General features: G+C 56.5%; 19 protein-coding genes and 1 pseudogene. 5 read left to right on the forward strand and 15 right to left on the reverse strand.

The window, feature by feature from the left end; genetic code table 11:
- Positions 1-31 precede the first annotated feature (31 nt).
- Complete coding sequence (locus A4308_RS18050) at positions 32-592, reverse strand: VOC family protein (RefSeq protein WP_014884329.1); 561 nt, start codon at positions 590-592, stop codon at positions 32-34.
- Positions 593-831: 239 nt separating this feature from the next.
- On the opposite strand from A4308_RS18050, the gene argS reads away from it, so the two are divergent.
- Entirely contained in the window at positions 832-2,565 is a 1,734-nt protein-coding gene (gene argS, locus A4308_RS18055) for an arginine--tRNA ligase (protein ID WP_032636189.1), read from the forward strand.
- Between the two features lie 35 nt (positions 2,566-2,600).
- Here argS and bglB read toward each other — a convergent pair whose 3' ends face one another.
- The 5 genes and pseudogenes from bglB to flhB form a co-directional block, all read right to left on the reverse strand.
- The gene (bglB, locus tag A4308_RS18060; protein ID WP_045281243.1) at positions 2,601-3,740 is read right to left on the reverse strand and encodes a beta-galactosidase BglB; all 1,140 of its coding nucleotides are present in this window, start codon (positions 3,738-3,740) and stop codon (positions 2,601-2,603) included.
- Positions 3,741-3,744: 4 nt separating this feature from the next.
- Positions 3,745-5,328, reverse strand: coding sequence for an MFS transporter (locus A4308_RS18065; protein WP_045281173.1), 1,584 nt, complete (start codon positions 5,326-5,328; stop codon positions 3,745-3,747).
- 262 nt (positions 5,329-5,590) lie between these two features.
- Entirely contained in the window at positions 5,591-5,983 is a 393-nt protein-coding gene (gene flhE / locus A4308_RS18070) for a flagellar protein FlhE (RefSeq protein WP_014884333.1), read from the reverse strand.
- Positions 5,983-8,060 (reverse strand): annotated as a pseudogene (gene flhA / locus A4308_RS18075) (flagellar biosynthesis protein FlhA). Before flhA ends, flhE begins: the two are co-directional and overlap by 1 nt.
- Entirely contained in the window at positions 8,053-9,201 is a 1,149-nt protein-coding gene (gene flhB / locus A4308_RS18080; protein ID WP_023330732.1) for a flagellar biosynthesis protein FlhB, read from the reverse strand. Before flhB ends, flhA begins: the two are co-directional and overlap by 8 nt.
- A 502-nt stretch (positions 9,202-9,703) precedes the next feature.
- Between flhB and A4308_RS18085 the strand changes: the two genes are divergently transcribed.
- The 4 genes from A4308_RS18085 (at position 9,704) to A4308_RS18100 (ending at position 14,813) form a co-directional block, all read left to right on the forward strand.
- Entirely contained in the window at positions 9,704-10,279 is a 576-nt protein-coding gene (locus tag A4308_RS18085; protein ID WP_045281172.1) for a fimbrial protein, read from the forward strand.
- 124 nt (positions 10,280-10,403) lie between these two features.
- Positions 10,404-11,096 carry a fimbrial biogenesis chaperone gene (locus A4308_RS18090; RefSeq protein WP_023330733.1) on the forward strand — a complete coding sequence of 231 codons (693 nt, stop codon included), beginning with the start codon at positions 10,404-10,406 and terminating at the stop codon, positions 11,094-11,096.
- Positions 11,097-11,185: 89 nt separating this feature from the next.
- A complete protein-coding gene (locus A4308_RS18095; protein WP_155616869.1) occupies positions 11,186-13,660 on the forward strand; it encodes a fimbria/pilus outer membrane usher protein in 2,475 nt (824 codons plus the stop codon).
- A complete protein-coding gene (locus tag A4308_RS18100; protein ID WP_014884339.1) occupies positions 13,650-14,813 on the forward strand; it encodes a fimbrial protein in 1,164 nt (387 codons plus the stop codon). Before A4308_RS18095 ends, A4308_RS18100 begins: the two co-directional genes overlap by 11 nt.
- Positions 14,814-14,859: 46 nt before the next feature.
- On the opposite strand, the gene cheZ is transcribed toward A4308_RS18100, so the two are convergent.
- The 9 genes from cheZ to A4308_RS18145 all read right to left on the reverse strand — a co-directional run bounded on the left by cheZ (position 14,860) and on the right by A4308_RS18145 (position 25,328).
- Positions 14,860-15,504 carry a protein phosphatase CheZ gene (gene cheZ, locus A4308_RS18105; protein ID WP_014884340.1) on the reverse strand — a complete coding sequence of 215 codons (645 nt, stop codon included), beginning with the start codon at positions 15,502-15,504 and terminating at the stop codon, positions 14,860-14,862.
- Positions 15,505-15,514: 10 nt separating this feature from the next.
- Entirely contained in the window at positions 15,515-15,904 is a 390-nt protein-coding gene (gene cheY / locus A4308_RS18110; RefSeq protein ID WP_000763862.1) for a chemotaxis response regulator CheY, read from the reverse strand.
- A gap of 17 nt (positions 15,905-15,921) precedes the next feature.
- Positions 15,922-16,971: a protein-glutamate methylesterase/protein-glutamine glutaminase gene (locus A4308_RS18115; protein ID WP_014884341.1), complete on the reverse strand. Its 1,050-nt coding sequence runs from the start codon at positions 16,969-16,971 to the stop codon at positions 15,922-15,924.
- Positions 16,968-17,834: a protein-glutamate O-methyltransferase CheR gene (gene cheR / locus A4308_RS18120; RefSeq protein ID WP_014884342.1), complete on the reverse strand. Its 867-nt coding sequence runs from the start codon at positions 17,832-17,834 to the stop codon at positions 16,968-16,970. The genes A4308_RS18115 and cheR overlap by 4 nt, the downstream gene beginning before the upstream one ends.
- A gap of 19 nt (positions 17,835-17,853) precedes the next feature.
- The gene (gene tap, locus A4308_RS18125; protein ID WP_014884343.1) at positions 17,854-19,455 is read right to left on the reverse strand and encodes a methyl-accepting chemotaxis protein IV; all 1,602 of its coding nucleotides are present in this window, start codon (positions 19,453-19,455) and stop codon (positions 17,854-17,856) included.
- 44 nt (positions 19,456-19,499) lie between these two features.
- Positions 19,500-21,167, reverse strand: coding sequence for a methyl-accepting chemotaxis protein II (gene tar, locus A4308_RS18130; RefSeq protein ID WP_045281170.1), 1,668 nt, complete (start codon positions 21,165-21,167; stop codon positions 19,500-19,502).
- Between the two features lie 83 nt (positions 21,168-21,250).
- Positions 21,251-22,213, reverse strand: coding sequence for a Csu type fimbrial protein (locus A4308_RS18135; RefSeq protein ID WP_045281169.1), 963 nt, complete (start codon positions 22,211-22,213; stop codon positions 21,251-21,253).
- A complete protein-coding gene (locus A4308_RS18140; RefSeq protein ID WP_045281168.1) occupies positions 22,210-24,594 on the reverse strand; it encodes a fimbria/pilus outer membrane usher protein in 2,385 nt (794 codons plus the stop codon). The genes A4308_RS18135 and A4308_RS18140 overlap by 4 nt, the downstream gene beginning before the upstream one ends.
- Complete coding sequence (locus tag A4308_RS18145) at positions 24,570-25,328, reverse strand: fimbrial biogenesis chaperone (RefSeq protein ID WP_014884347.1); 759 nt, start codon at positions 25,326-25,328, stop codon at positions 24,570-24,572. Before A4308_RS18145 ends, A4308_RS18140 begins: the two co-directional genes overlap by 25 nt.
- Between the last annotated feature and the right edge of the window lie 14 nt (positions 25,329-25,342).

A 25,342-nucleotide genomic window follows, 5' to 3' on the forward strand; every position in this document is an offset into this window, starting at 1 on the left:
TGTTTTGGGTCTCAGCGACGAGTCACAACTCTCAGGCTTCGCTGGCAACGATCTGCTCAATGGTCCACGGATGAAATTTCACCGTCACCTGCCCGTCAGTCACGGCCAGCGTCGGATTAGGCAGACGCTCACGCTCGCCTTTGGGCGAACTTGTCTTCACAAAAATGCCCGGCTGGCTTAAGCCCTCGTCTGAGAGCAGGGCCAGCGCGCGCGCGTTCAACGTTTCCGGCTCACCCGGCAGGACGATTTCGATATGCTCCCAGCCTTCGTGCGGGTAACGTTTTTCACCCGGCCATGGCAGTTCTACAACGGTGAATTGCCAGTGCGCCACGCAGACCGGTTCATGCAGTTTGAACAGACAAATGGGACGACCATTAATCATGTTCTCAGAAAGCAACTCACCACACTGTTCAAACCCGCGACGCCAGCGCTCGGCAGTCGCGTTTTGATGGCAGCGCAAAGAGATGTGATCGGCCTCAAGCGGCGCGATATCCAGACCAAGACGGGTGGCAAGTTCTGTGAACGCCTGGGTGAAGCGCGGTAAATCTGCGGAAATATCATGCAGTTCGTCAATGGATTGCCAGTTCGCCATACGTCAGTCTCTTTTCATGTCGCAAAACCGCTAATTTACTCTGTTGCCCTGTTTCGACCAACCTCTGAATCGCGGTTTTTACGACTGCATGTTTATGCACCTCTTCTCTGGCTGGATTCTGAGCAATCTTCGGGCCCCGCAATGCTGACGGCAGAAGGCATTTGCAGTATACTCCCGCCCTAAATTCTTTAACTGGCGCGGGCGGTTGTAGGCCCGCATCAAAAACGTAAGGTATCCAGGTGAATATTCAGGCTCTTCTCTCCGAAAAAGTCAGTCAGGCACTGATTGCCGCAGGTGCGCCTGCGGATTGCGAACCACAGGTTCGTCAGTCAGCAAAAGTACAGTTTGGCGACTATCAGGCTAATGGCGTGATGGCAGTGGCTAAAAAACTGGGCATGCCGCCGCGACAGCTCGCTGAGCAGGTATTGACGCATCTGGATCTCACCGGTATCGCCAGCAAAACCGAAATCGCTGGCCCGGGCTTTATCAACATTTTCCTGGAGCCTGCATTCCTGGCAAGCCACGTTGACGCGGCGCTGAAATCAGACCGTCTGGGTGTCTCCCGACCACAAGCGCAGACGGTGGTGATCGACTACTCTGCCCCGAACGTGGCGAAAGAGATGCACGTTGGCCACCTGCGTTCCACCATCATTGGTGATGCCGCGGTGCGCACGCTTGAGTTTCTCGGTCACAAGGTAATCCGCGCAAACCACGTTGGCGACTGGGGTACCCAGTTCGGCATGCTGATTGCTTACCTGGAAAAACAGCAGCAGGAAAACGCAGGCGAAATGGCGCTGGCGGACCTGGAAGGGTTCTACCGCGAAGCGAAAAAGCATTACGACGAAGACGAAGCCTTTGCCGAGCGCGCGCGCAGCTACGTCGTCAAGCTGCAGGGCGGGGATCAATACTTCCTCGAGATGTGGCGCAAGCTGGTGGACATCACCATGTCCCAGAACCAGCTTACCTATAACCGTCTTAACGTGACCCTGACCCGTGATGATGTCATGGGTGAAAGCCTGTACAACCCAATGCTGCCGGGCATTGTGGCGGACCTGAAAGCGAAAAAACTGGCGGTTGAGAGCGAGGGTGCAACGGTCGTGTTCCTTGATGAGTACAAAAACAAGGAAGGTGAACCGATGGGCGTGATCATCCAGAAAAAGGATGGCGGCTATCTCTACACCACCACCGATATCGCCTGCGCGAAGTACCGTTACGAAACCCTGCATGCTGACCGTGTGCTGTACTACATCGACTCCCGTCAGCACCAGCACCTGATGCAGGCATGGACTATCGTGCGTAAAGCCGGTTACGTACCGGATTGCGTTCCGCTGGAACACCACATGTTCGGCATGATGCTCGGTAAAGACGGCAAGCCGTTCAAAACCCGTGCGGGTGGTACCGTGAAGCTGTCTGACCTGCTGGATGAAGCGCTGGAGCGCGCCCGTCGTCTGGTGGCAGAGAAGAACCCGGACATGCCTGCCGACGAGCTGGAAAAACTGGCTAACGCCGTCGGTATCGGCGCGGTGAAATACGCGGATCTCTCTAAAAACCGTACCACCGACTATATCTTCGACTGGGATAACATGCTGGCGTTTGAAGGCAACACGGCGCCTTACATGCAATATGCTTACACCCGCGTGCTCTCGGTGTTCCGTAAGGCGAACATTGATGAAAACGTGCTGGCGAATGCGACCGTGACCATCACGGAAGATCGTGAAGCCCAGCTGGCGGCGCGCCTGCTGCAGTTTGAAGAGACGCTGACGGTTGTCGCCCGTGACGGTACGCCGCACGTTATGTGCGCTTACCTTTACGATCTGGCGGGTCTGTTCTCCGGCTTCTACGAGCACTGCCCTATTCTGTCTGCGGAAAATGAATCGGTCCGCAACAGCCGCCTGAAGCTGGCGCAGCTGACGGCGAAGACCCTGAAGCTGGGTCTGGATACCCTGGGTATCGAAACCGTAGAGCGTATGTAATATAAAAAACCCGGCAGCCGCCGGGTTTTTTATTATCAGAAATACTTCCGCAAATACTCCGTCAGACACAGAATCGCCATGGCCTGTCCATAGGGCATCGACGTCAGCGGGATTTGGCGATAAAACGCCAGGTCGCTGCCCATCCCCGTGCCGAACGACGTTTGCAATAACTCCCCTTCCGGCGAGATATTTTTCACGATGCCGCGAATCGCTTTTTCAGCAACGTCAGCATACGCAGGCGCAACATAGCGCTTACGCACCGCTTTCAGGATCCCGTAGGCAAACCCGGCCGTCGCGGACGCCTCCAGGTACGAGCCCGGATCGTCCAGCAGGGTATGCCACAAGCCGCTCTCGTCCTGACACTTTTCCAGCGCGGCAATTTGCGCATTCAATACCTGCACCAGATAACGGCGCACGGCGTTGTTTTCCGGCAAATCAATCAGTTCGAGGAAATCCGGAATCACGATGGTGAGCCAGCTGTTGCCCCTCGCCCAGCGGGCATGAGCAAAGTTATGGTTGCCGTCGTAACTCCAGCCGTGGAACCACAGGCCCGTCTCCCGGTCCATCAGGTTCTGCACGTGCAGCAGGAACTGATACACCGCCTCTTCAACGTACTCCGGTTTGTTGAGCAGTTTGCCGATTTTCGCCAGCGGCAACACCGTCATCATCAGCGTGTCATCCCACATCTGCTGATGATTCTCTTCCGCCAGGGTGATGTGCTGCATGCCACCGTGATCGGTGCGCGGCATCTCGGTCATCGCCCATTCCGCCCAGCTTTCCAGCCACGGCAGCCAGGCCGGGTTTTTGGTCTCTTCATAACGACAGGCCAGCGTCAGGAACGGCGACATCGTATTGACGTTTTTGGTAGTGGCACCTTCAGCAAAACGGTCAGCAAACCAGCTGTCGATAATGTCGCGCATGCCTGTGTCACCGGTCTGGCAGTAATACTGCCAGATACCGTACAAACCGACGCCGTGCGTCCATTCCCATCCGGCCCAGCCTTTGGTGTCGATCACGCGCCCGTCGTCCAGCCGCAGCAAAAACTCACCCGTCTTGTCGTGGATATTGACCAGGTTATGCGTCACCTTTTGAATCAGTGCTTTCAGCTCATCTCTGGCGATAAAGCGTTCAGGTTGACGCAATAACGGGCTATGTTTGACAGGCCAAACTTTCATCATCTTAACCTCTGTTGTATGTCGAATTCAGTACTGCACGATCCTTCAGCGAAGGTGCGGCTGGCTTATTGCGATTCAGATAACCGATGTTGTTATTACCCCACAGTGACGCATATGGCATACCGGCCAGCATCTCGACAGTGGCGCGGGCGTGCGGCGTCGCTGATTCCGGTATCGCATGACCACACGCACGCATTTTCGCGGTCTCCTCGCGCAGCGTGCTGTGGGTCTGTAAATTCAGTCTGAAGCGCAGAGAAACGAGGAATCCGCAGAACAGCACCAGGAGGGTGCCCACACTCAGGATCATCAAAATGGTATGGCTCACTTCCGCAGGCTGCACTTTCTGACCGCTGACAAAGCCGGACATCTGCATCACGATGCCCACCAGCATCACCGCACCGGCCTGAGAGGCTTTACGGGTGAGGGTCATGATGCCGGCGAAGATCCCTTCGCGGCGCTGACCGGTGATCACTTCGTCCACATCAGCGATGTAGGTATAGGTATTCCACGGCACGTAGTTGATACCGCCGCGGCCAAGACCGGCAATGGCAGAAACCAGCAGCAGCAGAGAATAGATGTCGCTCAGCCCGGCATAATAGAGGACGGCGTAAGAAAGAGAGGCCAGGCCAAACAGTACCACCACCATGCGGTAGGACGGTGCAGGACCAAAGCGAATGCACAGCGGGATCATCCCGAGCACGGCGAGAAACTGGAAGATGGCCATCGTACCGAGCAGGTTAGAGGCCATTGAGGCTTCCTGCATCAGCACAAACACCACGTAGTAGGTGAAGACCGCGTTAAATACATCCTGCGCAATGTAGCCGCCGAGATACATGCCCAGATGCTGGCGGAAAATTTTAATTCGCAGCGTAGAACTCAATTCCACGAACAGACGATTGAGGCTCTGACCCAGCGTCAGCTTCTTCTTCTCTTCTTCAGCCCGCAGCGCCGCTTCGGACCATTCCTCACGCGGACGTTCCCAGGTAAAGCACCAGACGAAAATGAGCATCAGGGCGCACAGAACGGAGAAAACCAGGCTTGCATAGAAGAAGGAGACCGCATTGTCTTTACCGAAATGCGTGAGCAATATCCCTGGCAGAAAGGAGGCCAGAATGGCGGACATCTGCGCCATGGAAATACGCGCCCCGGAGAACTTGGTTTTCTGTTTGAAGTCATCGGTCATTTCCGGCACCAGCGTCTCGTACGGCACCAGAATCATGGTGTAGACGATATCAAACACCAGATAAGTCAGCAGGTAATACCAGAAATTCATGTCCCCCACCCACATCAGCGAGTAGCTGAACACGCACGGGATCCCCAGCAGAATAAAGAATTTACGGCGACCAAAGCGCCTTCCGAGCCAGGTCGTACCGAAGTTGTCCGTCAAAAACCCCATTAACGGACTGACAACGGCATCCAGTACCCGTGCCGCGGCAAAAATGAACGTTGCTTCAATCGGTGTGAGTCCACAGAAGGTGGTGTAAAAATACAAAAGCCAGGCCGCCGTCAGGGCGGTGGTACCCGCCCCGAGGAAATCGCCTGACCCGTATGCAAGATAATTTGCGAGTCCAATTTTACGTGTTTTCATTGCCGTCAACCCTAATCAATGTTGGGAGACTCCCTGTAAGCAAACCTCGTCCGGGAGCTTTTACACGGCTACAGTAAAGGCATCGACTTCCTGATACCTTTCTGTTTCTGCCATCACGCAGGGGGTGAATGGCAAAAATGCAAAGAGTATCGTCACGCGTGTCACTGATTTATAAAACAGCGTTTCTTTTTCATCAAAAGGTGAGGTCAGTTTTGCGAGCCAGCCATCAGTATTCCCTGATGGCTGGTGAAAAAGCGGGCAGTTAGCGGTAGTTTACAATGACAGAATTGCTCTGCACTTTTAGCGCCGGGATCAAACGTCCCCCGCCCGGCACTTCCCAGATAAAACGCAAAGGTTCAATGGCGGGCACGCCGTTGAACGCCTGCGTCGTGCCATTCTCTCCGTCGATTTCCGTACAGCGACTCTGGGAGCAGAGCCGCACCCGCAGTCCGGCTGGCGTTGGGCCAATCAGTCTGTAATTCCAGACCACCATCCCCATCAGACCGGAAACCGCTTCAGAGGGCGACAGCGGAGTAGAAGACATGGCGACACCCCGGTTGCTCAGGGTCACGCCCATGCTGCTTGCCTGCCAGGCGCCTTCCCCGGCCGCCTGTGCCGCCAGCGGGAAGAGCATAATCCAAAGCCATTTAGCCATTATTTTCCTCCAATCGTCGCTGTCATGCGGATATGACGGTTATCCGACAACTCCATATTCGACAGCACCACCAGCTGGTTCAGGCTGCGACGCAGGAAGCGCGACAGCAGCGGACGCAGCGCATGGTTGACCAGCAGCACCGGTGGCGCCCCCAGCATCTCCTGACGTGCCAGCGCCTCCTGGGTCTGCTCCAGCAGGCGATCCGCCAGACCTGGCTCCAGGCCGCCCCCGCCCTGCAGAGCCTGCAGCAGCAGACGTTCAAGCGGCGTGTCGAGGCCAATCACCTGCACTTCTCCGGTTCCCGGGAACCACTGCTGCGTGATTGCGCGCCCCAGCGCCACGCGCACCACCGCCGTCAGCTCGTGCGGATCGCTTTGCAGCGGCGCATGCTCGGCAAGGGTTTCCAGAATGGTTCGCATATCGCGGATCGGCACTTTTCCTCGAGCAGGTTTTGCAGCACCTTATGCAGCGTGGTTAACGTCAGCACGCCCGGGACCAGATCTTCCGTGAGCTTCGGCATCTCCTGCGTCACGCGGTCGAGAAGCTGCTGCGCTTCCTGACGACCAAACAGCTCTGCCGAGAATTGCCCAATCAGATGATTAAGATGGGTTGCCACCACGGTACTGGCTTCGACTACCGTATACCCCTGGATTTGCGCCTGCTCTTTCAGCGCACTTTCAATCCAGATGGCCGCCAGACCAAAGGCCGGATCGACGGTTTGCTCGCCCGGCAGCGTGCCTGCCGCGGTGCCAGGGTTAATGGCCAGCCAGCGACCCGGGTAGGCATCGCCGCTGCCAATTTCGACCCCTTTCATCAGAATACGGTAGCGCGCAGGCGGCAGATCCATATTGTCTCGGATGTGAACCACCGGCGGCAGGAAGCCCATATCCTGAGCGAATTTTTTACGGATACTGCGGATACGGCCAAGCAGCTCGCCATCCTGCTGAAAATCCACCATCGGGATCAGGCGATACCCCACTTCCATTCCCAGGGAATCTTCCAGCTGCACGTCGTTCCACGTCGCCTCGACGGCCTGAGTATTCTCCGGCATTTTCACCGGAACCGGATCCGCCGCCGGTTGGGTTTCACGGCCACGCATCCACCAGGCAAGGCCCAGCAGACCCGCCGTAAACAGCAGGAAGACGAGGTTTGGCATGCCCGGTACCAGACCAAGCAGACCCAGAACGGCAGCGGCCAGCAGCATTACGCGCGGGTTACTGAAGAGCTGGCCAACCATCTGCTCGCCAACGTCCTGATCGGTACTCACGCGGGTGACAATCACACCCGCCGCCGTGGAGATGACCAGCGCCGGGATCTGCGCGACCAGACCATCACCAATAGTCAGCAGCGTGTAGCTTTCCGCCGCGTGGCCCATGTCCATGCCGTGCTGCAATACCCCCACCAGCAGGCCGCCCACCACGTTAATCACCATAATCAGAATGCCCGCGATGGCGTCACCGCGCACAAACTTACTCGCACCGTCCATGGATCCGTAGAAGTCCGCTTCCTGAGTGACTTCCGCACGGCGTTTTTTGGCTTCATCTTCCGCGATTAACCCGGCATTCAGATCGGCGTCGATCGCCATCTGCTTGCCCGGCATCCCGTCCAGCACAAAACGGGCGCCCACTTCCGCAATACGCCCGGCACCTTTGGTGATAACCATAAAGTTGATGATCACGAGGATAACGAACACCACGATACCGATAGCGAAATTACCGCCTACCAGGAAGTGGCCGAAGGCCTCCACCACTTTACCTGCTGCTGCCGCGCCGGTGTGTCCTTCCATCAGGATGATACGCGTGGACGCCACGTTCAGTGCCAGTCGCAGCAGAGTGGTAAACAGCAGAATGGTCGGGAACGCGGCAAACTCCAGGGTCCGCTGAGTGAACATCGCCACCAGCAGCACCATAATGGAGAGCGCAATATTAAACGTGAACAGCAGATCGAGGATGAATGCCGGGAGCGGCAGAACCATCATCGACAAAATTAACAGGATGAGAATCGGCCCGGCGAGGATCTGCCATTGGGTCGATTTCAGGTTGCCGGGCAGGCGCAACATTGCCACCAGATTAGCCATCAGTGTCCTTCTCGTTCATAAAATCCAGCGCGGCAGGCACCGGAAGGTTCTCAGGTTTCACAGGCCGTTGACCCCCGGCCAGACGCCAGCGTTTCAACTGCCATACCCAGGCCAGCACTTCCGCCACCGCGGCGTAGAGTTGTCCCGGGATCTGTTGTCCGATTTCCGCATGGCGGTATAAGGCACGCGCCAGCGGTGGAGCTTCCAGGATCGGCACGCGGTTTTCGGTGCCAATTTCCCGGATACGAAGTGCGATCAGCCCCGCCCCTTTCGCCACCACTTTCGGCGCGCTCATCTTATTTTCGTCGTAGCGCAAGGCAACGGAATAGTGTGTCGGGTTGGTGACGATGACATCCGCCTTCGGCACATCCTCCATCATGCGCCGACGAGCGGCAGCACGCTGCATCTGACGGATACGCCCTTTAACGTGCGGGTCACCTTCCATCTGCTTATATTCGTCACGGATATCCTGACGTGACATCCGCAGTTTCTTGAAATGGCTATAAAGCTGGAAGATAACGTCAAAACCGACCATCGGGATAATGCTGAGCACCACCAGCAGCGCGCAGAGTCCAACCAGATTCAGGGCATTACTCATGGCAGTAAGGGGCGACTCGCTGATGAGGCGCATCATTTCGGGCCAGTGATACCAGAGGAAGAACCCGGCAGAACTGCCCATCAGCACCGATTTGAGAATAGCCTTGAGCAGCTCGGCGCCGGTCTGCGCCGAAAACATTTTCGCAATGCCCGGCAGTGGGTTCAGCTTCGAAAATTTGGGCTGCAGTGATTTTCCGCTAAACACCAGACCGCCCAGCATGACTGGAGAGACCAGCGCCACCAGCACCACGCCGGTAATTAAGGGCAGCAGCGCAACCATGGCCCCTTTTATTAACTGAATAATCTGGCTGAGGATCAGATTCGGGTCATTGACCATACTGTGGTCAAAACGTAAGCCAGTTGAGAGCATTCCCGCCAGCTTGCGGGCGAGCGACTCCCCACCCCACCAGATAATGCACACCCCTACGACAAGGATCAGCAGGGAGGTCAATTCTCGGGATCGGGGGATCTGCCCTTCCTCACGCGCTTTTTCAAGTCGGTGGGGTGTGGGGGCTTCCGTTTTGTCGTCGTTCTCTTCTGCCACAGTGCATGCTCAGCCCATTACGTCACGGTTATCTTGCCACGGGAGGTTATCGCCAATGGGTAGATAAACCCCTATAATCATGCCCTGTTAACCACTTTAACGATTAAACGCTGTAGCGAGGCTGTTTGCCGTTCAAAAAACGTACAACTCAGGTTTGGCAATCACTTTTTAATACTGATTATTTTTTAAAAGTGTTTTTAATAAAAATAAATATAAAATTTTTAAAAACTGAGTTGGCCGGTTTCATCATCAAAATACGTCTATTTTTTGATCAAAATATACTTATGGATAATATTAAATCGAAAAAATTATAATTGATTTATATCAATGATGGTTTTTCTCCAGTATTAAAATATTTTTCATAACGGTTATAATAATTAATATTAATCTTGACCCGCAATTACTTGAAGGAAATTACCCGCTATACTTCTGCACGGTGTCAATTGAGCCAAAATATTAAATTGAATACCTAACGTGTTTTTAAACTCAGGAGTTTTTGCAGATGGATTTCAAAAATAACTTTATGGCTGGCGCAGTACTTGCGGCCATTTCGATTGGCAGTTTTGCTGCCGAAATGAATGCGGGGACGGTCCACTTTACGGGAGAAATTATTGAACCGAGCTGCACCATTCAGGGTGATAGCGGCACGGACAGTACGGTCCCTCTGGGGACGTACCCTAAATCTCTTTTTAAGGCGGTCGGAACTGAATCTTCCCTGACCCCGTTCTCGATTACGCTCGCAAACTGCCCGGTAAAGAGCGATGGGCTGCCGGCAGTACAGCTCACCTTTAACGGCACGACGACCCTGACCAATACCTCTACGCTGCTGGATGTCAGCAAAATCACCACCACCGGTGAGACCGCCGCTACCGGTATCGGCGTCGCCGTTAGCCCGGCGGGCAAAGACACTCAACTTATCACCATGGATGGGGCAGAAGGACAGGTTTATATTCAACTGGCCACCCGTACTACCGATACCATTAAAGCCGACTTTAACGCCCGCTATAAGTCATTTGCCGCAACGGTGACCGCTGGCCCTGCCGATGCGGATATGACGGTGAATATTTTATACCGTTAATACCTGTTTATCTAATATTCAGCATGCCACTGATTAGATAATGACACGTAATGCGTCATGCTCCGATAATAGTCCGAAAGCGGACTATTATCATTATTTCAACCTGCTCCAATAAGGGTTTCCCGTGCGCACATCCCTGCTGTTTTTATTATGTCTTCCCGTTATAACAAGTTCGTTTTGTCACGCCGCGGGAATACAAATCGGCCGCACCCGCATAATTTACGATGCTGCAAAAAAGGAAGTTGCCCTGCCGCTTACGAACAGTGAAAAAGAATTGCCCTGGCTGATCCAGACCTGGACAGACACTGGCGATGGCAAAACGCGTGGGCCCTTTATTGTCACGCCCCCCCTCTTTCGACTCGATCCTCAAAAAGAGCAAAGCCTGCGAATCACCTGGAACGGCAGCCCGTTACCGAAAGACAAAGAGACGCTGTTTTATTTGAATGTCCGCACGGTGCCCGCAACCGCCGCAGAGGATGCCGATAAAAACGTGCTACGACTCATCTACAAAACGCGACTGAAGCTGTTCTGGCGTCCCGTGGGGCTCAACGGGACGCCAGGCGAGTCCTGCAAGAATCTGCGCTTCGTTCGCCAGGGCCAGCAGCTGACGGTGATAAACGACAGTGCGTTTTACACCGTTTTTGACTCTCTCTCGCTAGGCTCGCAGAAGCTCGAAAGCGCCGATATGGTGGGGCCAGCATCACGCGTTGATATCCCTCTTCCCGACGCTGCACCGGCGAATGACGTCAGTTGGCGGTGCATTACCGATTACGGCAATGCCTCCGAAAAATACACGTTCCATCTGACCAGGGGATAAACGACAGAATGATTGCAGGACGTAATTTCTTGCCTGTTGGGGGAACCTTTCGGCTGAATTCGGTTACCCGCTGTCTGGCGAGTACCCTGATGTTAATGATTTTTTCCGCAGATGCCCGGGAGTATCTCTTTTCCCCTTCCTCACTCGAAGGGGACATGCTGACGCAGCAGGATATCGACCTCTCGCTTTTTACAAAATCGAACGCCCAGTTGCCCGGCACCTACTCTTCCGTCATCACAATCAACGATCGCAGGCTGAAGGATGCCAACATTCGCTACGTCAGCAGATCTGACGGGCGCCTGATCCCCCAATTGAGCCCCGCGATGCTGCGCGCCTGGGGCATTAATATCGACCGTTATCCTCCGTTGCTGAAGCGTCCGGCGGAGGAAACGCTCCCAAACTCGCTGGATAACTATATTCCACAGGCATCTGCGGAGCTTGATTTCTCAACAATGACGCTTAGGTTGAGCATCCCCCAGGCCGCGCTGGCTGATAACGGTCGCGATTTTATCGATCCCTCGCGCTGGGACGATGGTGTTCCCGTCCTGTTCAGCGATTATTCGCTGTCGGGCTCGCAAAGCAAAGAAGATCGCGAGGACAGCACAGAAAGCCGCTATCTGAATTTGCGTACCGGGGCGAACCTGGGCGGCTGGCGTCTTCGAAACTACTCAACGTGGAGCAAATCGGACGGCGATTCACAGTGGGATAACATCAACACGTTCCTGCAGCACGACATCGACGCGCTGAGAGCGCAGTTCACCGCGGGCGAGAGCAGCACGCGCGGCGAAGTGTTCGACAGCCTGCAGTATCGGGGCGTCAATCTCGCCACGGACGAAGAAATGTTGCCCTATAGCCAACGCGGCTATGCACCGGTCATTCGCGGCGTCGCCAGCTCGAATGCGGTCGTCTCGGTGCGCCAGAACGGATATCTCATCTACCAGCAGAACGTAGCCCCCGGAGCGTTTGAGATCAACGACCTTTACTCCACCACCAACAGCGGCGACCTGGAAGTGACGGTGAAAGAGGCCGACGGCACCGAACATCACTTTACTCAACCCTACTCAAGCATCGCCATTATGCAGCGCCCGGGACACATGAAGTATGAATTGACGGCGGGCCGTTATCGCGCAGACAGCGGGAGTGACCAAAAGGAGCCCGGCTTCCTTCAGGGGAGCGTCATCTACGGCGTCAACAATCTGCTGACCTGGTTTGGCGGGCTAACCCTTTCGCAAGACTATAATGCCCTCAATACGGGCGCTGGCATCGCGCTGGGGCCGCTGGGTTCACTCTCTACAGACGTCACCGCCGCCGATACCACGCTTGACGACGGCAGCAAGCATGTCGGCCAGTCCTGGCGCGTACTCTATTCGGGGAAAATTGACGCCACCGATACCAATTTCACGCTTGGCAGTTATCGCTACTCGAGTCGCGGGTATTACAGCTTTGCTGACGCTAATCAGAAGCAGGACGGACACGATAGCGATTTGCTCTTCCGCTATAACAAACGCAACCGCGTTCAGGCCAGTATCAGCCAGAACCTTGCTGGCGTCAGTCTCTATCTTAACGGCTACCAGCAGGACTACTGGGGGACGTCGAAAAAAGAACGCAGCCTGTCGTTAGGTTTTAACACCGTTCTGTCTGGGGTGAGTTATCACCTGGCATATACCTACAGTAAAACGAACGACGAGGAGGCCGACCGGATGGTCTCCTTCGGCTTTAGCGTGCCGCTAACTCGCTGGCTTCCCCGCGCGTGGAGTAGCTATAACATCAGCAACACCAAAAATGGCTACACCCGACACAATATCGGCGTCAACGGAACGCTGCTGGACGACGAACGTTTAAGCTATTCGCTGCAGCAAAGCCATTCTAATCACGATGGGGAGGATACCAGCAGCGTATATGGTACCTATCGTTCTCAATACGCCAACCTGAATGCCGGTTATTACGCCTCTTCCGGCAGCGCGGAGCAGATGAACTACGGGATCAGCGGGGCCATTGTTGCACACCCGCGCGGCGTTACGCTGGCGCAGCCGTTAGGGAGCCAGTTTGCCATTGTCAATGCCAACGGCGCCTCCGGTGTACGCTTCCAGAACCAGCAGGGTATTCAGACAGACTGGCTGGGTAACGCCGTTATCCCGTCCCTGACGCCGTATCAGGAAAATGCGATTCGTATCGACACCGCAAGCCTGCCCGAAAACGTGGAGAGCAGCGATACGTCAATCCGGGTGATCCCTTCACGTAATGCCGCCGTTGAAAGCCGGTTCGATGCGCACGTGGGTTATCGGATGCTGATCGCATTAACCCGCCCCGGCAATCAACGCGTCCCCTTTGGCGCAATCGTCACCAGCGCGAACGCGGACCTGAGCGGCATCGTGGACGATACCAGCACGGTATACCTGGCCGGCGTCGGCGAGCCCACACAGCTCACGGTGAAATGGGGAAAAGCGCCAGACCAACAGTGCGTCGCCCATATTTTACAGCAGGCAGAGGGATACACGGAGAGCCCTAACGGTATCCGTTCAACCCGCGCGCTTTGTCAGCAGGAAACAGCTTATGCTCACTAAAATGAAAAGACGAACCCTTACGGTTTCTCTGACCAGCACGCTGATGCTGGTATCGACGGGGTCTTTCGGCGCCGTCACGGTACTCAAAAATTGTTTCGGAGCCCCACAGACGTATTCCATTGATTACCATCATGAATTTACATCGACGGAAAACGTTGCAAACAACGATTATGATATTCCGGGTCACCTGGTCGGCGCAGGTGCCGACCTGGAAGCAAACTGCACGTGCCCGGGAAACATGTTTTCGTCAAGCACCGTCTACGAAAAAACCCTGGCTGGCAGTCCCCTTAACCCCGGCACCAGCGGTACTGGCTATCTTACGGATAAAATTGATGCCCACATTACTGGCTATGCGGATGCGATTAACTCCCCGGACGGCAGCTCGCTCACACCAATCCCGATCAATGAGTACCCGACCCCGCGGGGAAATATGCTTACCGTGCTCGAATCGAGCCTGTCTAAAACAGAAGAAGAAAGCGACGTATGCAGCAATGACTCCCGGCCTGACGGTGGTGCCGCATCGAAACGCAAGTTTCGCTGGAACGTCGTGGCCGTGCTGCTGCACATAAAAAAGCCGATACTGGGTGAAGAGGTGATCCCGGCGACGCTCATCGCCCAAAACTACGCCTGCCTTTATATTGGCACCGGTGGAAGCTGCGACGCCACTCAGGCAGAACACGTCTCTGATATCTGGTTTGGCGGCACCCTTTCTGCACCGCTGAGCTGCACCATCAACGCAGGCAGCACGATTGAAGTCCAGTTTGGCAGCATCGTCAGTAAACAGTTTACCCGCAAAGGGCAACCGCCTCAGGGCTATGCCCTAAAAAGCGTCGATATTAACTACCACTGTGACGATAACGCCGTTGGTAATAATGACCGGATAAAGCTCACCCTGACGGCCGACCAGGGCATAGTGGATAGCAGTACGCCCTACATTGCTAAGCTGCTTGAAAGGGACGATCTGGGCGTGCGGGTGTACGACGAAAATAGCCAGAACGTGGCGCTGGATGGGACTTATGCATTTCCAGTAAACCTGGACGAGCAGGGAAACGGCAGCGTTAAAATACAGGCGGTTCCCGTCAGCACTACGGATGCCACGCCCGCACCGGGGAGCTTCGAAGGAAACGTCACGGTGAAGATGGATCTGCGCTAGAACAGACCCTCAGGTTACGCAGGCAACCTGAGGGTAACGGCACCAATCAGAAGCCGAGGCTGTCCAGCAGATCGTCAACCTGATCCTGGCTTGCCACCACGCCCGCTTTGCTGGCGTCGAGCTGTGGGCCATTGAGCAGGCTTTCGTTCTCGCGTTTTGGACGGGCTGCCGGTTCCGGGATGTTCTCCAGCAGAACCATCAGCAGCTGGCGTTCAATCTCCTGAATCACATCCATCATGCGCTTGATCACCTGACCCGTCAGGTCCTGGAAATCTTGCGCCATCATGATATCCAGCAGTTGGGCGTTGGTGAAGCTGGTGTGGCCCGGCACATCCCCCAGGAACTGACGGGTATCGGTCACCAGCTCGCGGGCATTCGCCAGCTCGATCGGGTTCTCGAACCACTCGTCCCAGCGTTGGGTCAGCGCTTTCGCACCCTTTTCCATCGCATCCTGATGGGGCTGCGACGCTTCAACGCTGTTCAGCGCACGTTCTGCCGCCTGGGCGGTCATCTGCACAACGTAGTCCAGACGATCTCGCGCGTCAGGAATCGCTTCCGCCGCTTCCGCAATCGCCTGATCCAGACCCAGCTCACGCAGGCTGTCACGCAGCATGCGCGTCAGACTGCCAATACGGACGATGATATCGCTCGGCGAGTGTTCTTCAACGGGTTTCATAGCAGGTTGCAACATTTCCATCACCTCACATGCCGAGTTTCTCGAAGATCTTACCGAGCTTCTCTTCCAGGGTTGCCGCGGTGAATGGCTTCACCACATAGCCGCTTGCGCCCGCCTGTGCAGCAGCAATGATGTTCTCTTTTTTCGCTTCTGCGGTGACCATCAGAACCGGCAAGGACGCCATTCCCGCATCGGCACGAATGGTTTTCAGCAGCTCCAGACCGTCCATGTTTGGCATGTTCCAGTCGGAGATAACAAAACCAAACCCACCCGCCTGCAGTTTGTTCAGCGCATCAACGCCGTCTTCTGCTTCTTCAACGTTGTTGAAGCCCAGCTCTTTCAGCAGGTTGCGCACAATGCGACGCATGGTGGAAAAGTCATCCACAACCAAAAACTTAAGCTCTTTATCCGCCATAAAATAATACTCCTGAGTCAAATACGTATTGCCTGTCCGGCACTGATTTTCGCCAGCATCTGCTGGCTTACCTGGCTAAGATCGACCACTTCGCTCACGCCACCCATATTGATGGCCTCGCGCGGCATGCCGAACACCACACAACTTGCTTCATTCTGCGCAATCGTCCAGGCGCCAGCCTGGTGCATTGCAAGCATTCCGGCGGCACCATCGTTGCCCATCCCCGTCAGGATCACCCCAACGGCGTTGCGCCCCGCATGTTTCGCCACCGAATGAAACAGCACATCCACCGACGGACGGTGCCGGTTGACCGGCGGTCCGTCATGAATTTTGATTTGATAGTTTGCACCGCTGCGCGCCAGCTCCATATGCTTATCACCCGGGGCGATATAGGCATGTCCCGGGAGCACGCGCTCGCCGTCTTCCGCCTCTTTCACGCTGATCTGACACAGCTTATTCAGGCGTTCGGCGAACGAGCGGGTAAAGCCTGGCGGCATATGCTGGGTAATCAGAATACCCGGACTTGAAAGCGGCAATGGCTGGAGTACATGACGAATTGCCTCTGTTCCTCCGGTTGACGCCCCAATCACCAGCAGTTTTTCCGAGCTGAGTAACGGGCCGGCCTTCAGGGTTGCCGGGGCGGCCATTGGCTTATGGGCCGCCAGTTTTGCCCGCGATGCTGTACGAATTTTCTCCGCGATCATCTCGCTATACGCCAGCATCCCCTCGCGAATACCGAGCTGCGGTTTGGTGACAAAATCTACCGCCCCCAGCTCCAGCGCGCGCAGGGTGATTTCCGATCCTTTCCCGGTCAGGGAGGAGACCATCACCACCGGCATCGGCCGCAGCCGCATCAATTTCTCCAGGAAATCGATGCCATCCATGCGCGGCATCTCGACATCCAGCGTGAGCACGTCGGGGTTATATTTTTTAATTAAATCCCGCGCGACCAGCGGATCGGGCGCCGTTGCTACCATCTCCATGTCGCTGTGGCTATTGATGATTTCAGTCATGATCTGACGCATCAGCGCTGAATCGTCGACAGACAATACCCTGATTTTACTCATGCTTTTTCCTTACTCAGCGCATATACCGTTTGCCCACGCAGGCTAAACTCTCGCGCGAGGTTGCTGAAGTTTTCCGAGTGCCCGGCAAACAGTAAACCGTCAGGCTTGAGCAACGGAACAAACCGACGCAGAATGTCCTGTTGCGTCGTTTTATCAAAATAAATCATGACGTTACGGCAAAAAATGGCGTCGAATGGCCCCGGCACGTTGTACTGCTTGTCCAGCAGGTTAACGGGCGCGAATTCGACGCAATTCGCCAGCTCCTGGCGTACGCGTACCAGGCCTTCATGCGGGCCTGTCCCACGCATGAAATATCGCTGCAACTGCTGCGGCGACAGCGTTTTCAGTTCGTCCTGGCGATACACGCCGTTGCGCGCCTTCTCCAGCACCTCGGTGTCGATATCGCTGGCGTAAACCTTCCAGCGCCCGGGCGCCATCCCAAGCGTGTCGGCAAGTGTGATTGCCAGCGAGTACGGCTCTTCACCGGTCGAGGCGGCCGCACTCCAGACGCGATACTCCCCGGTACGACGCCGCGCGTGCTCGGCCAGTACCGGGAAGTGGTGGGCTTCGCGGAAAAAGGCCGTCAGGTTAGTGGTTAACGAGTTGATAAAAGCCTGCCACTCTGCGCTGTTCTGGTTGGCTTCGAGCATGCTCAGATAGCGACCAAAATCATCCAGCCCCAGCGTACGCAAGCGCCGCACCAGACGGTTGTAGACCATGTCCCGCTTATGATCCGCAAGCACGATCCCTGCACGCTGGTAGATTAACTGACATATCCGACGAAAATGCGCGTCGGACAGCGCGAGGCGCTGTGTCATCTGCAACAATAATGACGTTTGCCCAGGGGGCATTGGTGATGTCATAGCGCCTTCTTAATTACATTCAGGATACAACTGGCACGGCCTGCGACCGCCCGACTTCTGTTACTGCTTCAACGTGCTCTTTCACATTAAATACCGCGACCAGCCCGGTGAGACGATCCGCCTGGCTGGCCAGCTGATCGGTTGCCGCTGCCGCTTCCTCAACTAACGAGGCATTCTGTTGCGTCACCTGATCCATCTGGCTGACGGCCTGAGCAACCTGCTCAATGCCGCGACGCTGTTCGTCCGACGCAGACGCAATCTCGCCCATGATGTCGTTAACCCGCGTGACGGAGGTGACGATCTCATGCATGGTATGCGCCGCCGTATCCACCAGGGCTGAGCCTTGCTGGACGCGTGATACCGACTCTTCAATCAGGACCTTAATCTCTTTCGCCGCGTTGGCGCTGCGGCTGGCCAGGTTACGCACTTCCCCCGCCACGACCGCAAACCCACGCCCCTGTTCACCGGCGCGCGCCGCTTCAACCGCGGCATTCAGCGCCAGAATGTTGGTCTGGAACGCGATACCGTCGATCACGCTGATGATGTCACCAATCTTTTGCGAGCTGGTGGCAATCTCCTGCATGGTGCTGGCAACGTGAGAGGCCTGATCGCCCCCTTTCTTCGCCGTCATTGCCGCCTGTTTTGACAGGTCAGACGCCTGACGCGCATTATCGGCGTTCTGGCTGACCGTCGCGGTCAGCTGCTCCATGCTGGCCGCCGTCTGCGCCAGCGAGGCCGCCTGCTGCTCGGTGCGGGAAGAGAGATCGTTGTTGCCTGCCGCAATCTCTGAGATCCCGGTGTGCATGGCATAACTGCCCTGACGCACATCGGAGACGGTTTCCCGCAGGGCACCCTGCATCGCCTTCAGGCTGGCAAAGATCGCCGAAATTTCGTTCTTACCGAACACCGCCACCGGACGCGCCAGATCGCCCTTCGCAATACTGTCGAAGTGGCTGCTGATAATCGCCAGCGGCTGCACAATCATTTTGCGTGACCAGAGCAGTGCCCCACCGGTCAGTAGCCCCGCCAGAATCACGACGACGCCAAAGATCACACCCGACATGTGATAGCTGATACGGCTGTCTTCCTCTGCACGTTGAACAGACTGGTTAATATCCTGCTGCCACGCGTTAAAGCTGCCGTCGAACGCATCCTGTGAGGCCTGCACCGGCGCGGTCATAAAGTCCGAGAGCTGGTTGTTCTCAAGCCAGGTCGCCTGGTGGTCCAGATCGCTGTACCACTGTTCAAAGTTCTTCTTCATGGCGGCTTTCAGCGCGTGCTCTTTCTCGCTGCCCGCCGCCTGCGCCGTGAAAGCGTTAAACTGTGCGCCAGCCTGTTTCAGGCTGCTTCGCGCGGTGGCCATCAGCGCTTTAATGTCATCCGGCGGATAGCTCAGCGCGGTTAAGGTGCCCGCCTTGTTCAGCGCAGTGCTTGCCTGCAACAGCACGGCACGCGTTTGTGCCAGTGCGGAGCGCTGCTGATTACTCGCCTCAACATCCTGCAAATTCTGATAGCCATCGCGAAACGCCCAAAAAGACAACCCGTTACTGCCAACCTGCAACACACCGCAAAGGATCAGAATCAAAAACAGTGTGGTCGAGATACGAATACGATTTAACATCCACGCTCCCATCAAGCGGCAAGCAGCCGCGGTTTAATTGTCAGTCAAAATGTTTCCCAGTTTTCATCTTGTCCGGCCGGTGCAGCACGCAGGCGAGTTGCCGTCGATTCGGCGGCAGGCGCTTTATACGTGGCTTGCGCAGTGACCGTATTTCCAGCGAGTGAAGCGAGACGAAACGCCGAGACGGCCATCTTCAGACGGCTCGCCTGGTCTTCAAGGGCAGCGGCCGCGGCCGCGGACTCCTGCACCAGCGCGGCGTTTTGTTGTGTCACGCGATCCATTTCCGATACCGCCAGGGCAACCTGGTCGATACCACGACTCTGCTCATCAGATGCAGAGGCGATTTCACCCATGATGTCCGTTACGCGGGTAACAGCATTCACGATGTCATTCATGGTCTCCCCGGCGCTTTCCACCAGTACCGAGCCGGTATCCACGCGGGAGACGGAGTCTTCAATCAGGGCCTTAATCTCTTTCGCCGCGTTGGCGCTGCGGCTGGCCAGGTTGCGCACTTCCCCGGCAACCACCGCAAACCCGCGACCCTGCTCACCCGCCCTCGCCGCTTCCACGGCGGCGTTCAGCGCCAGAATATTGGTCTGGAAGGCGATGCCGTCGATGACGCTGATGATGTCGGCAATTTTCTTCGAGCTGTCGGCAATTTCGTGCATGGTTTTCACCACGCCATCCACCACGCGGCCGCCGCGCTGCGCCGTCTCGGAGGCGCTTTCTGCCAGCTGAGAGGCCTGACGGGCGTTATCGGCGTTCTGCTTCACGGTTGCGGTAAGCTGCTCCATGCTGGCAGCGGTCTCTTCCAGCGCGGACGCCTGCTGCTCGGTACGGGATGAGAGATCGTTATTCCCCATCGCAATTTCGCTGGTGCCGGTATAGATGGCATCCGTGCCGCTACGCACGTTGGCGACGGTATCGATGAGCGAACGCTGCATATGGTCAACGCTGTTAGCCAGTTCGGTAATCTCATTGCGCCCGGAAACGGCCAGCGTTTTGGTTAGATCGCCACTGGCAATTTCACGAATGTGGGCAATGACGCGACCGAGAGGATTCAGCAGGATGTGGCGAATGCCGTACCACACCGCGACCAGGACAATAACCAGCGCCAGCGCCATCGCCGCCATCTGCCATTTCGCAAAGCGGTAGTCATTCTGGCTTTCCGTAAAGGCCGAGTGATACAGATCGCCACTGGCCTTCGCATATTCCCCGAGCGCGGCGCCGAGTGCGTTTTGCATCCCCTGCGTGGGCTGTGCGAAATAGGCGTCCATGTTGCCGCTCTCCAGGAACTGGATCAGCTCCGTCAGGCCAGCAAAGTAGGCAGTGTATTTTTCATCAATATTCTGGCTAACCTGCGCCATAGCAGGCTGCGGCGCGATCTGTTTGAAGGCGGCGTAGTGTTTTGCGGCGTCAGCCAGGGTGGCGCGGGCATTTTTCAACAGATCGGTCTTCGCGCTGCTCTGCTGATTGTTAGGGTCCATCATCATGCGCGCGGACGAGCGGCTCAGGTTGATACGCGTTTGCAGCATCAGATCCCACGTCGAGGTGAGTTCACTCTGCTGCAGGCGAAGATCGTTCGAGGCGGCGAAACTGTCCTGGTTCTGTTTTAATGACGAGAAAAAAAGCCCGCCGGAGATAAGCTGAAGTAGTGCGAAAATGACCAGCACCATCATAAGCATTGTGACAACGCGGATACGGTTCAACATACAACACCTTCTCATAGATTTATTAACGGTGTTATCGGCACAGGCCACAGGAACTTTACATTTGCGAAAGGGAAAAGCATGGACTAAAACGCGACGTCAACAATCAGCGTATCGGTGTAGGTACCTGCGGGGGGTGTGGCCTGACTGGTCAGGACCTTCGCGGTGTAGTTGTAGGTGCGCAGTAAACCGTCGGTGCTGACCTGGGACGCGGTCGCGCTGGTCCAGCGTTCGGCGCCGCTGCCGCCCCAGCGGTTGGTGGTGGCTTCTTTATAGATGTCGTAGCTCATATAGTTACTGCCGCTCACCATCCGCCGTACGTTGTTCAGGGCGTTGGCACCATTATTAATGCCAATGGTGTAGGTGCTGCCTTTAGTACAGGTCACGGCAATGGCCTGCGAGACGGTGGGGAAACTTTGCACCAGCGGCGCGCTGTTAAAGTTTACGTCCGGCGTGGTCATGGCGCTGCAGTCATTGGTGACGGTCATGTTCAGCAGAATACTGGTTGTTGCGGTTCCCGACTGGGGAGACGTACAAAGGCTTCCAAGACCGACGGCACAGACGTTGTAATTGATGCTGAAGGTCAACAGCACCTGGTAAGGCCCGGCCGTCACGTTTTGCCCGGCGACGGTGCGAAAATAGAGCGGTATGTTGTACCGCTTTGAGCCAAGCAACCCCAGCAGGGTGTTACCGCTCCAGGTATACGTTTTACTTATCTGCACTTCGCTACTGCTCGCACAACCCGATAATCCACACAGCCGGGTGGGGATCACATCCGTAATACTCGTGTCGTCGGTGCGTTTCAGGTTGGCGCGGCTGTTGCCCGAAACCGACGCCGCGGTGTAATTCAACGTCACCGAATCGTTGGTCAGAACATTCAGTACCGCATCGCATGCCACCACCAGCGTACCGGTGGTTTCCACCTCCCCGGTTCCGCTAAGCGCAAACGACGTGACGCTACCAAACGAGGCATTGACCGTACTGATGGTACACGCCGCCCAGCCCCCGCAGGAGAACAGCAGCAGCATCAACAGCAGCCAGCGTTTCACGGGCCCTCCCGACACATCAGCGGACCGTAGGTTTGCAGCTTATGCTGCGGATTAGGCCCCACGTTCAGGGTCGCCGTGCAGCGCTTCCCGGCAGGCGTGATCACCTCAAGCGGATTGACGTCGCTGAGATTCTCCAGCCAGGCGATCCCGTCATAGCCCACCACCGCATTACTGCGCGAGGCTCGCCGCACCTGGCTTCCAACCGGAATCGCTTGCCCGCGCGCATCATGCAGAATAACGCTTGCCACTCTCTCCTGCTCCATCGGGAAATCCACCAGATAACCGCTGTGACGACGGATGGCAATCCGCCGCTCTGTCTCTTTCAGCCGGGTATCCGCAGGCAGATTCAGCGTATCAATCCGGTAGCTTGCCGGGTAATACGCCGACACCCCGCTGACCAGCAGGTAACCGTTGTCATTCGTTTTACCCACGGGCTGGTTCTCATAGCTGACGGGCACGTCCGGATGACCGTCGGTGCTGATCACCACAAACGCATCGTTGATTTTGTTCGCCGCAAACAGCTCTCCGTCCATCAGGACAATCGCGCCCATTGCCTCGCCCCACCAGGTCATGGTGTCTCTTTCGCCGTAGCCGCCGCCCTGCAGTTCGATGTTGTTATTGCGCCAGCCCAGCGTACCCTGCTGATAATCACTGGATTTTGACTGGTTTGCCCAGGCCATGTTCCAGCTAAAACCGCCGTCAGAAGGCATGGAGTGGTTATAGTTAATCCGCTGCGTGCTGCCCGCATCTGGGGTGTTCTCAACGGTGACGGCAGCGCTGTCGCGTGCGCCCAGCGGCACCTGCAGCGAGAGCGCAACCGTCCAGTCCCCCCGCTGCTGGTCCCGACTGCCGGCCAGGTAAATACTGCTTGCGCCCCACAGATTTCGGCTCCATGAGAGATTCAGCAGCTCCGTTTTTTGGCCGTCAAAGCTCTCTACGCCGATCCAGGCCGCGCCAATATTGCCGTACTGCCCCATGTTAAACGTCAGGGAATACTGGTCCGTATTGCGGCTAAAGCTGGCGATGGGTTTGTCGTTTTCGTCATACACCGTCGGCTGGTCATAAAGGGCAAGATTGCCAAAACCGCGATCGCGACGCGTGTGCTGGGTGGCCACGCTGAACTCGCTGGTATTGTACTGGTAACCCCAGTTGATTTGCCCGCCGTTGTCTCCGCGCATGCGGCTTTGTGAGTAAGAGGTGTTCACTACGCCAAACTGGCCGAGTTTGATCACCGTCCCTGCCCCGCCCAGCGCCAGCTCCTGCGCCCCTTCCGCATGGCCCTCCAGCGTCAGCCAGTCGGTCACCCCGTAGCGATACGAGCCGCTACCGGCAGCAGGACCGTAGTCAAAGTTCCTGATGCCATAGTTACGGCGCAGGCTGCCGAGCGTCACGGCGCCGTCACTCAGCCCTTGTTTGAGCAAATCGCTGGTGACATAAAACGGTAGCGTGGTACTCACCTGACGGCCCAGCGCATCGGTGGTGACCAGCACCGCATCCCCGGCACCGTTGATATAGGGCAGATTGGTCAGGGTGAAGGGGCCAGGCTGAAGCTGGGTTGAGCCAGAGCGATAGCCGTTGATAAACAGATCCACCGAGGTAGGCACCGCGGCTTCACCCGAAAACTCCGGCAGCGGCCATGTCACCAGGTCCGGGCGCAGGGAGAAATCACGTCCGTAGCTAATACCGCCCATCCGCACGCTGGAGGTCCAGCTCAGGGCATCGCTGATCACGTCCCCCGCGCTCAAGGTGGTCGCGTCATCCTCACGGGTTATCAGCAGCGTCGTGTCATAGCGAACATACCCTTCCTGTTGACCGTCGTTTCCGGTGAAATTTTTCCGGGCGTAGCCGGTGGAGGAGAACGAGCCGTTCTCGTTGAAGTAGCGGAATTCATGCCAGAGCGACGCCTGACCGCCGATATGTTCCGTGTGGTTGGTATACAGATCGTAATTCAGCAGCGCCCCGCGCCCATAGTGCGGTTTGGTCTGCGCCGTTTGGGCACTGAAAGGCGTCACCCGGGCACTGATCCAGTCGCGGGGAACGGTCAGCAACAGGCGCTGTGCGGCACTGTCATACGCCACACGAACCTGACTCAGTGAGGCGAGATTCACCTCGCCGGCGGGCACATGCTCCGGGGGGAGCCCCGCGCGCAGCAAATCGGCGCTGGAGATAAAGAAAGCGCCGTTACGTTGCGTCACGGGTACCACCAGACCGGTGTCGTAGTGGTTGAGCACGAGGGCAAGCTGGAAAACCGCCTCATCATTTACCGCCTGCGCCTGAGGAGGCGGCGGTAAACTGTCGTCACCGGGATCGGCCCAGGTTGTGGTGCTGACGCAAAGCAGTAGCATCATTGCCGGCTTCAGTTGACGGGCGTCGACTGCCATTGTTCATCCCTGGCATTAATCTGCGCGCTCATCCGGTCCGGCTGACGAACGCCAGCGGGTATTGGCCAGCTGCGGGTGCTGCCCGGGAGGACGTAACCCAGTAATCCCTCCGCTACGGTGCGTTTCTGTCCGCCCTGCTCCAGTGACACCTGGCTTAATCTGACATGCACATCCCCCTGATTACGTACCTGTAATGCAGGCTGTCCTCCCTCGTGGGTCACGCGCCAGCTCAGATTTCGGGTCTCGGCCAGGGCATGATGCGCCCCCTCTTTAAGGGTCGGGATACCCTGTCCGTAGACAAACAGCGGAATGGAATAGCGCATCTGTAATTTAAGGCCGATGGAGGGTTCGGCTTTCGCGTCGGGCTGGGGAATTTCATCAACAATAATGCGGTAGGCTTGTTCGACCCCGACAGGGACTGCGCTCTGTTTGATAAGGCGAATCAGCTGTTTATTGCCTTTCTGAATGGTGACAATGGGCGGGCTGGCGACCACGTCCTGCTGCGCGCTGTAGCGTTCGTATCCCCCCTCCTGCTTCCAGCGCACAATACGCACCTGCATCGTCGTTGCGCTGTTTCCCTGGTTCTGGATCCACAGCTCCGTGGCGTTGGCATCTGCGGCAAGCCAGGGATCGATGGGCCAGAGCAGAATGGTGGCCGCCGCCTGCGCCTCGCCTGTGGCCGCGACGCCTGATAAAACACCCGCCAGACACAACTGCCGGAACAATGGCTTCATCGACTCTCTCCCTT

The organism is Enterobacter sp. ODB01 (assembly GCF_001623605.1).
In the GTDB taxonomy this organism is placed as follows: Bacteria; Pseudomonadota; Gammaproteobacteria; order Enterobacterales; family Enterobacteriaceae; genus Enterobacter; species Enterobacter kobei.

Bases quoted from the DNA above. Each gene is read 5' to 3' on its own strand.
- A4308_RS18050 (WP_014884329.1), bottom strand. From the start codon at position 592: ATGGCGAACTGGCAATCCATTGACGAACTGCATGATATTTCCGCAGAT.
- bglB (WP_045281243.1), bottom strand. From the start codon at position 3,740: ATGAAAGTTTGGCCTGTCAAACATAGCCCGTTATTGCGTCAACCTGAA.
- A4308_RS18065 (WP_045281173.1), bottom strand. From the start codon at position 5,328: ATGAAAACACGTAAAATTGGACTCGCAAATTATCTTGCATACGGGTCA.
- flhE (WP_014884333.1), bottom strand. From the start codon at position 5,983: ATGGCTAAATGGCTTTGGATTATGCTCTTCCCGCTGGCGGCACAGGCG.
- A4308_RS18085 (WP_045281172.1), top strand. From the start codon at position 9,704: ATGGATTTCAAAAATAACTTTATGGCTGGCGCAGTACTTGCGGCCATT.
- A4308_RS18095 (WP_155616869.1), top strand. From the start codon at position 11,186: ATGTTAATGATTTTTTCCGCAGATGCCCGGGAGTATCTCTTTTCCCCT.
- A4308_RS18100 (WP_014884339.1), top strand. From the start codon at position 13,650: ATGCTCACTAAAATGAAAAGACGAACCCTTACGGTTTCTCTGACCAGC.
- cheZ (WP_014884340.1), bottom strand. From the start codon at position 15,504: ATGTTGCAACCTGCTATGAAACCCGTTGAAGAACACTCGCCGAGCGAT.
- cheY (WP_000763862.1), bottom strand. From the start codon at position 15,904: ATGGCGGATAAAGAGCTTAAGTTTTTGGTTGTGGATGACTTTTCCACC.
- A4308_RS18115 (WP_014884341.1), bottom strand. From the start codon at position 16,971: ATGAGTAAAATCAGGGTATTGTCTGTCGACGATTCAGCGCTGATGCGT.
- cheR (WP_014884342.1), bottom strand. From the start codon at position 17,834: ATGACATCACCAATGCCCCCTGGGCAAACGTCATTATTGTTGCAGATG.
- tap (WP_014884343.1), bottom strand. From the start codon at position 19,455: ATGTTAAATCGTATTCGTATCTCGACCACACTGTTTTTGATTCTGATC.
- tar (WP_045281170.1), bottom strand. From the start codon at position 21,167: ATGTTGAACCGTATCCGCGTTGTCACAATGCTTATGATGGTGCTGGTC.
- A4308_RS18140 (WP_045281168.1), bottom strand. From the start codon at position 24,594: ATGGCAGTCGACGCCCGTCAACTGAAGCCGGCAATGATGCTACTGCTT.
- A4308_RS18145 (WP_014884347.1), bottom strand. From the start codon at position 25,328: ATGAAGCCATTGTTCCGGCAGTTGTGTCTGGCGGGTGTTTTATCAGGC.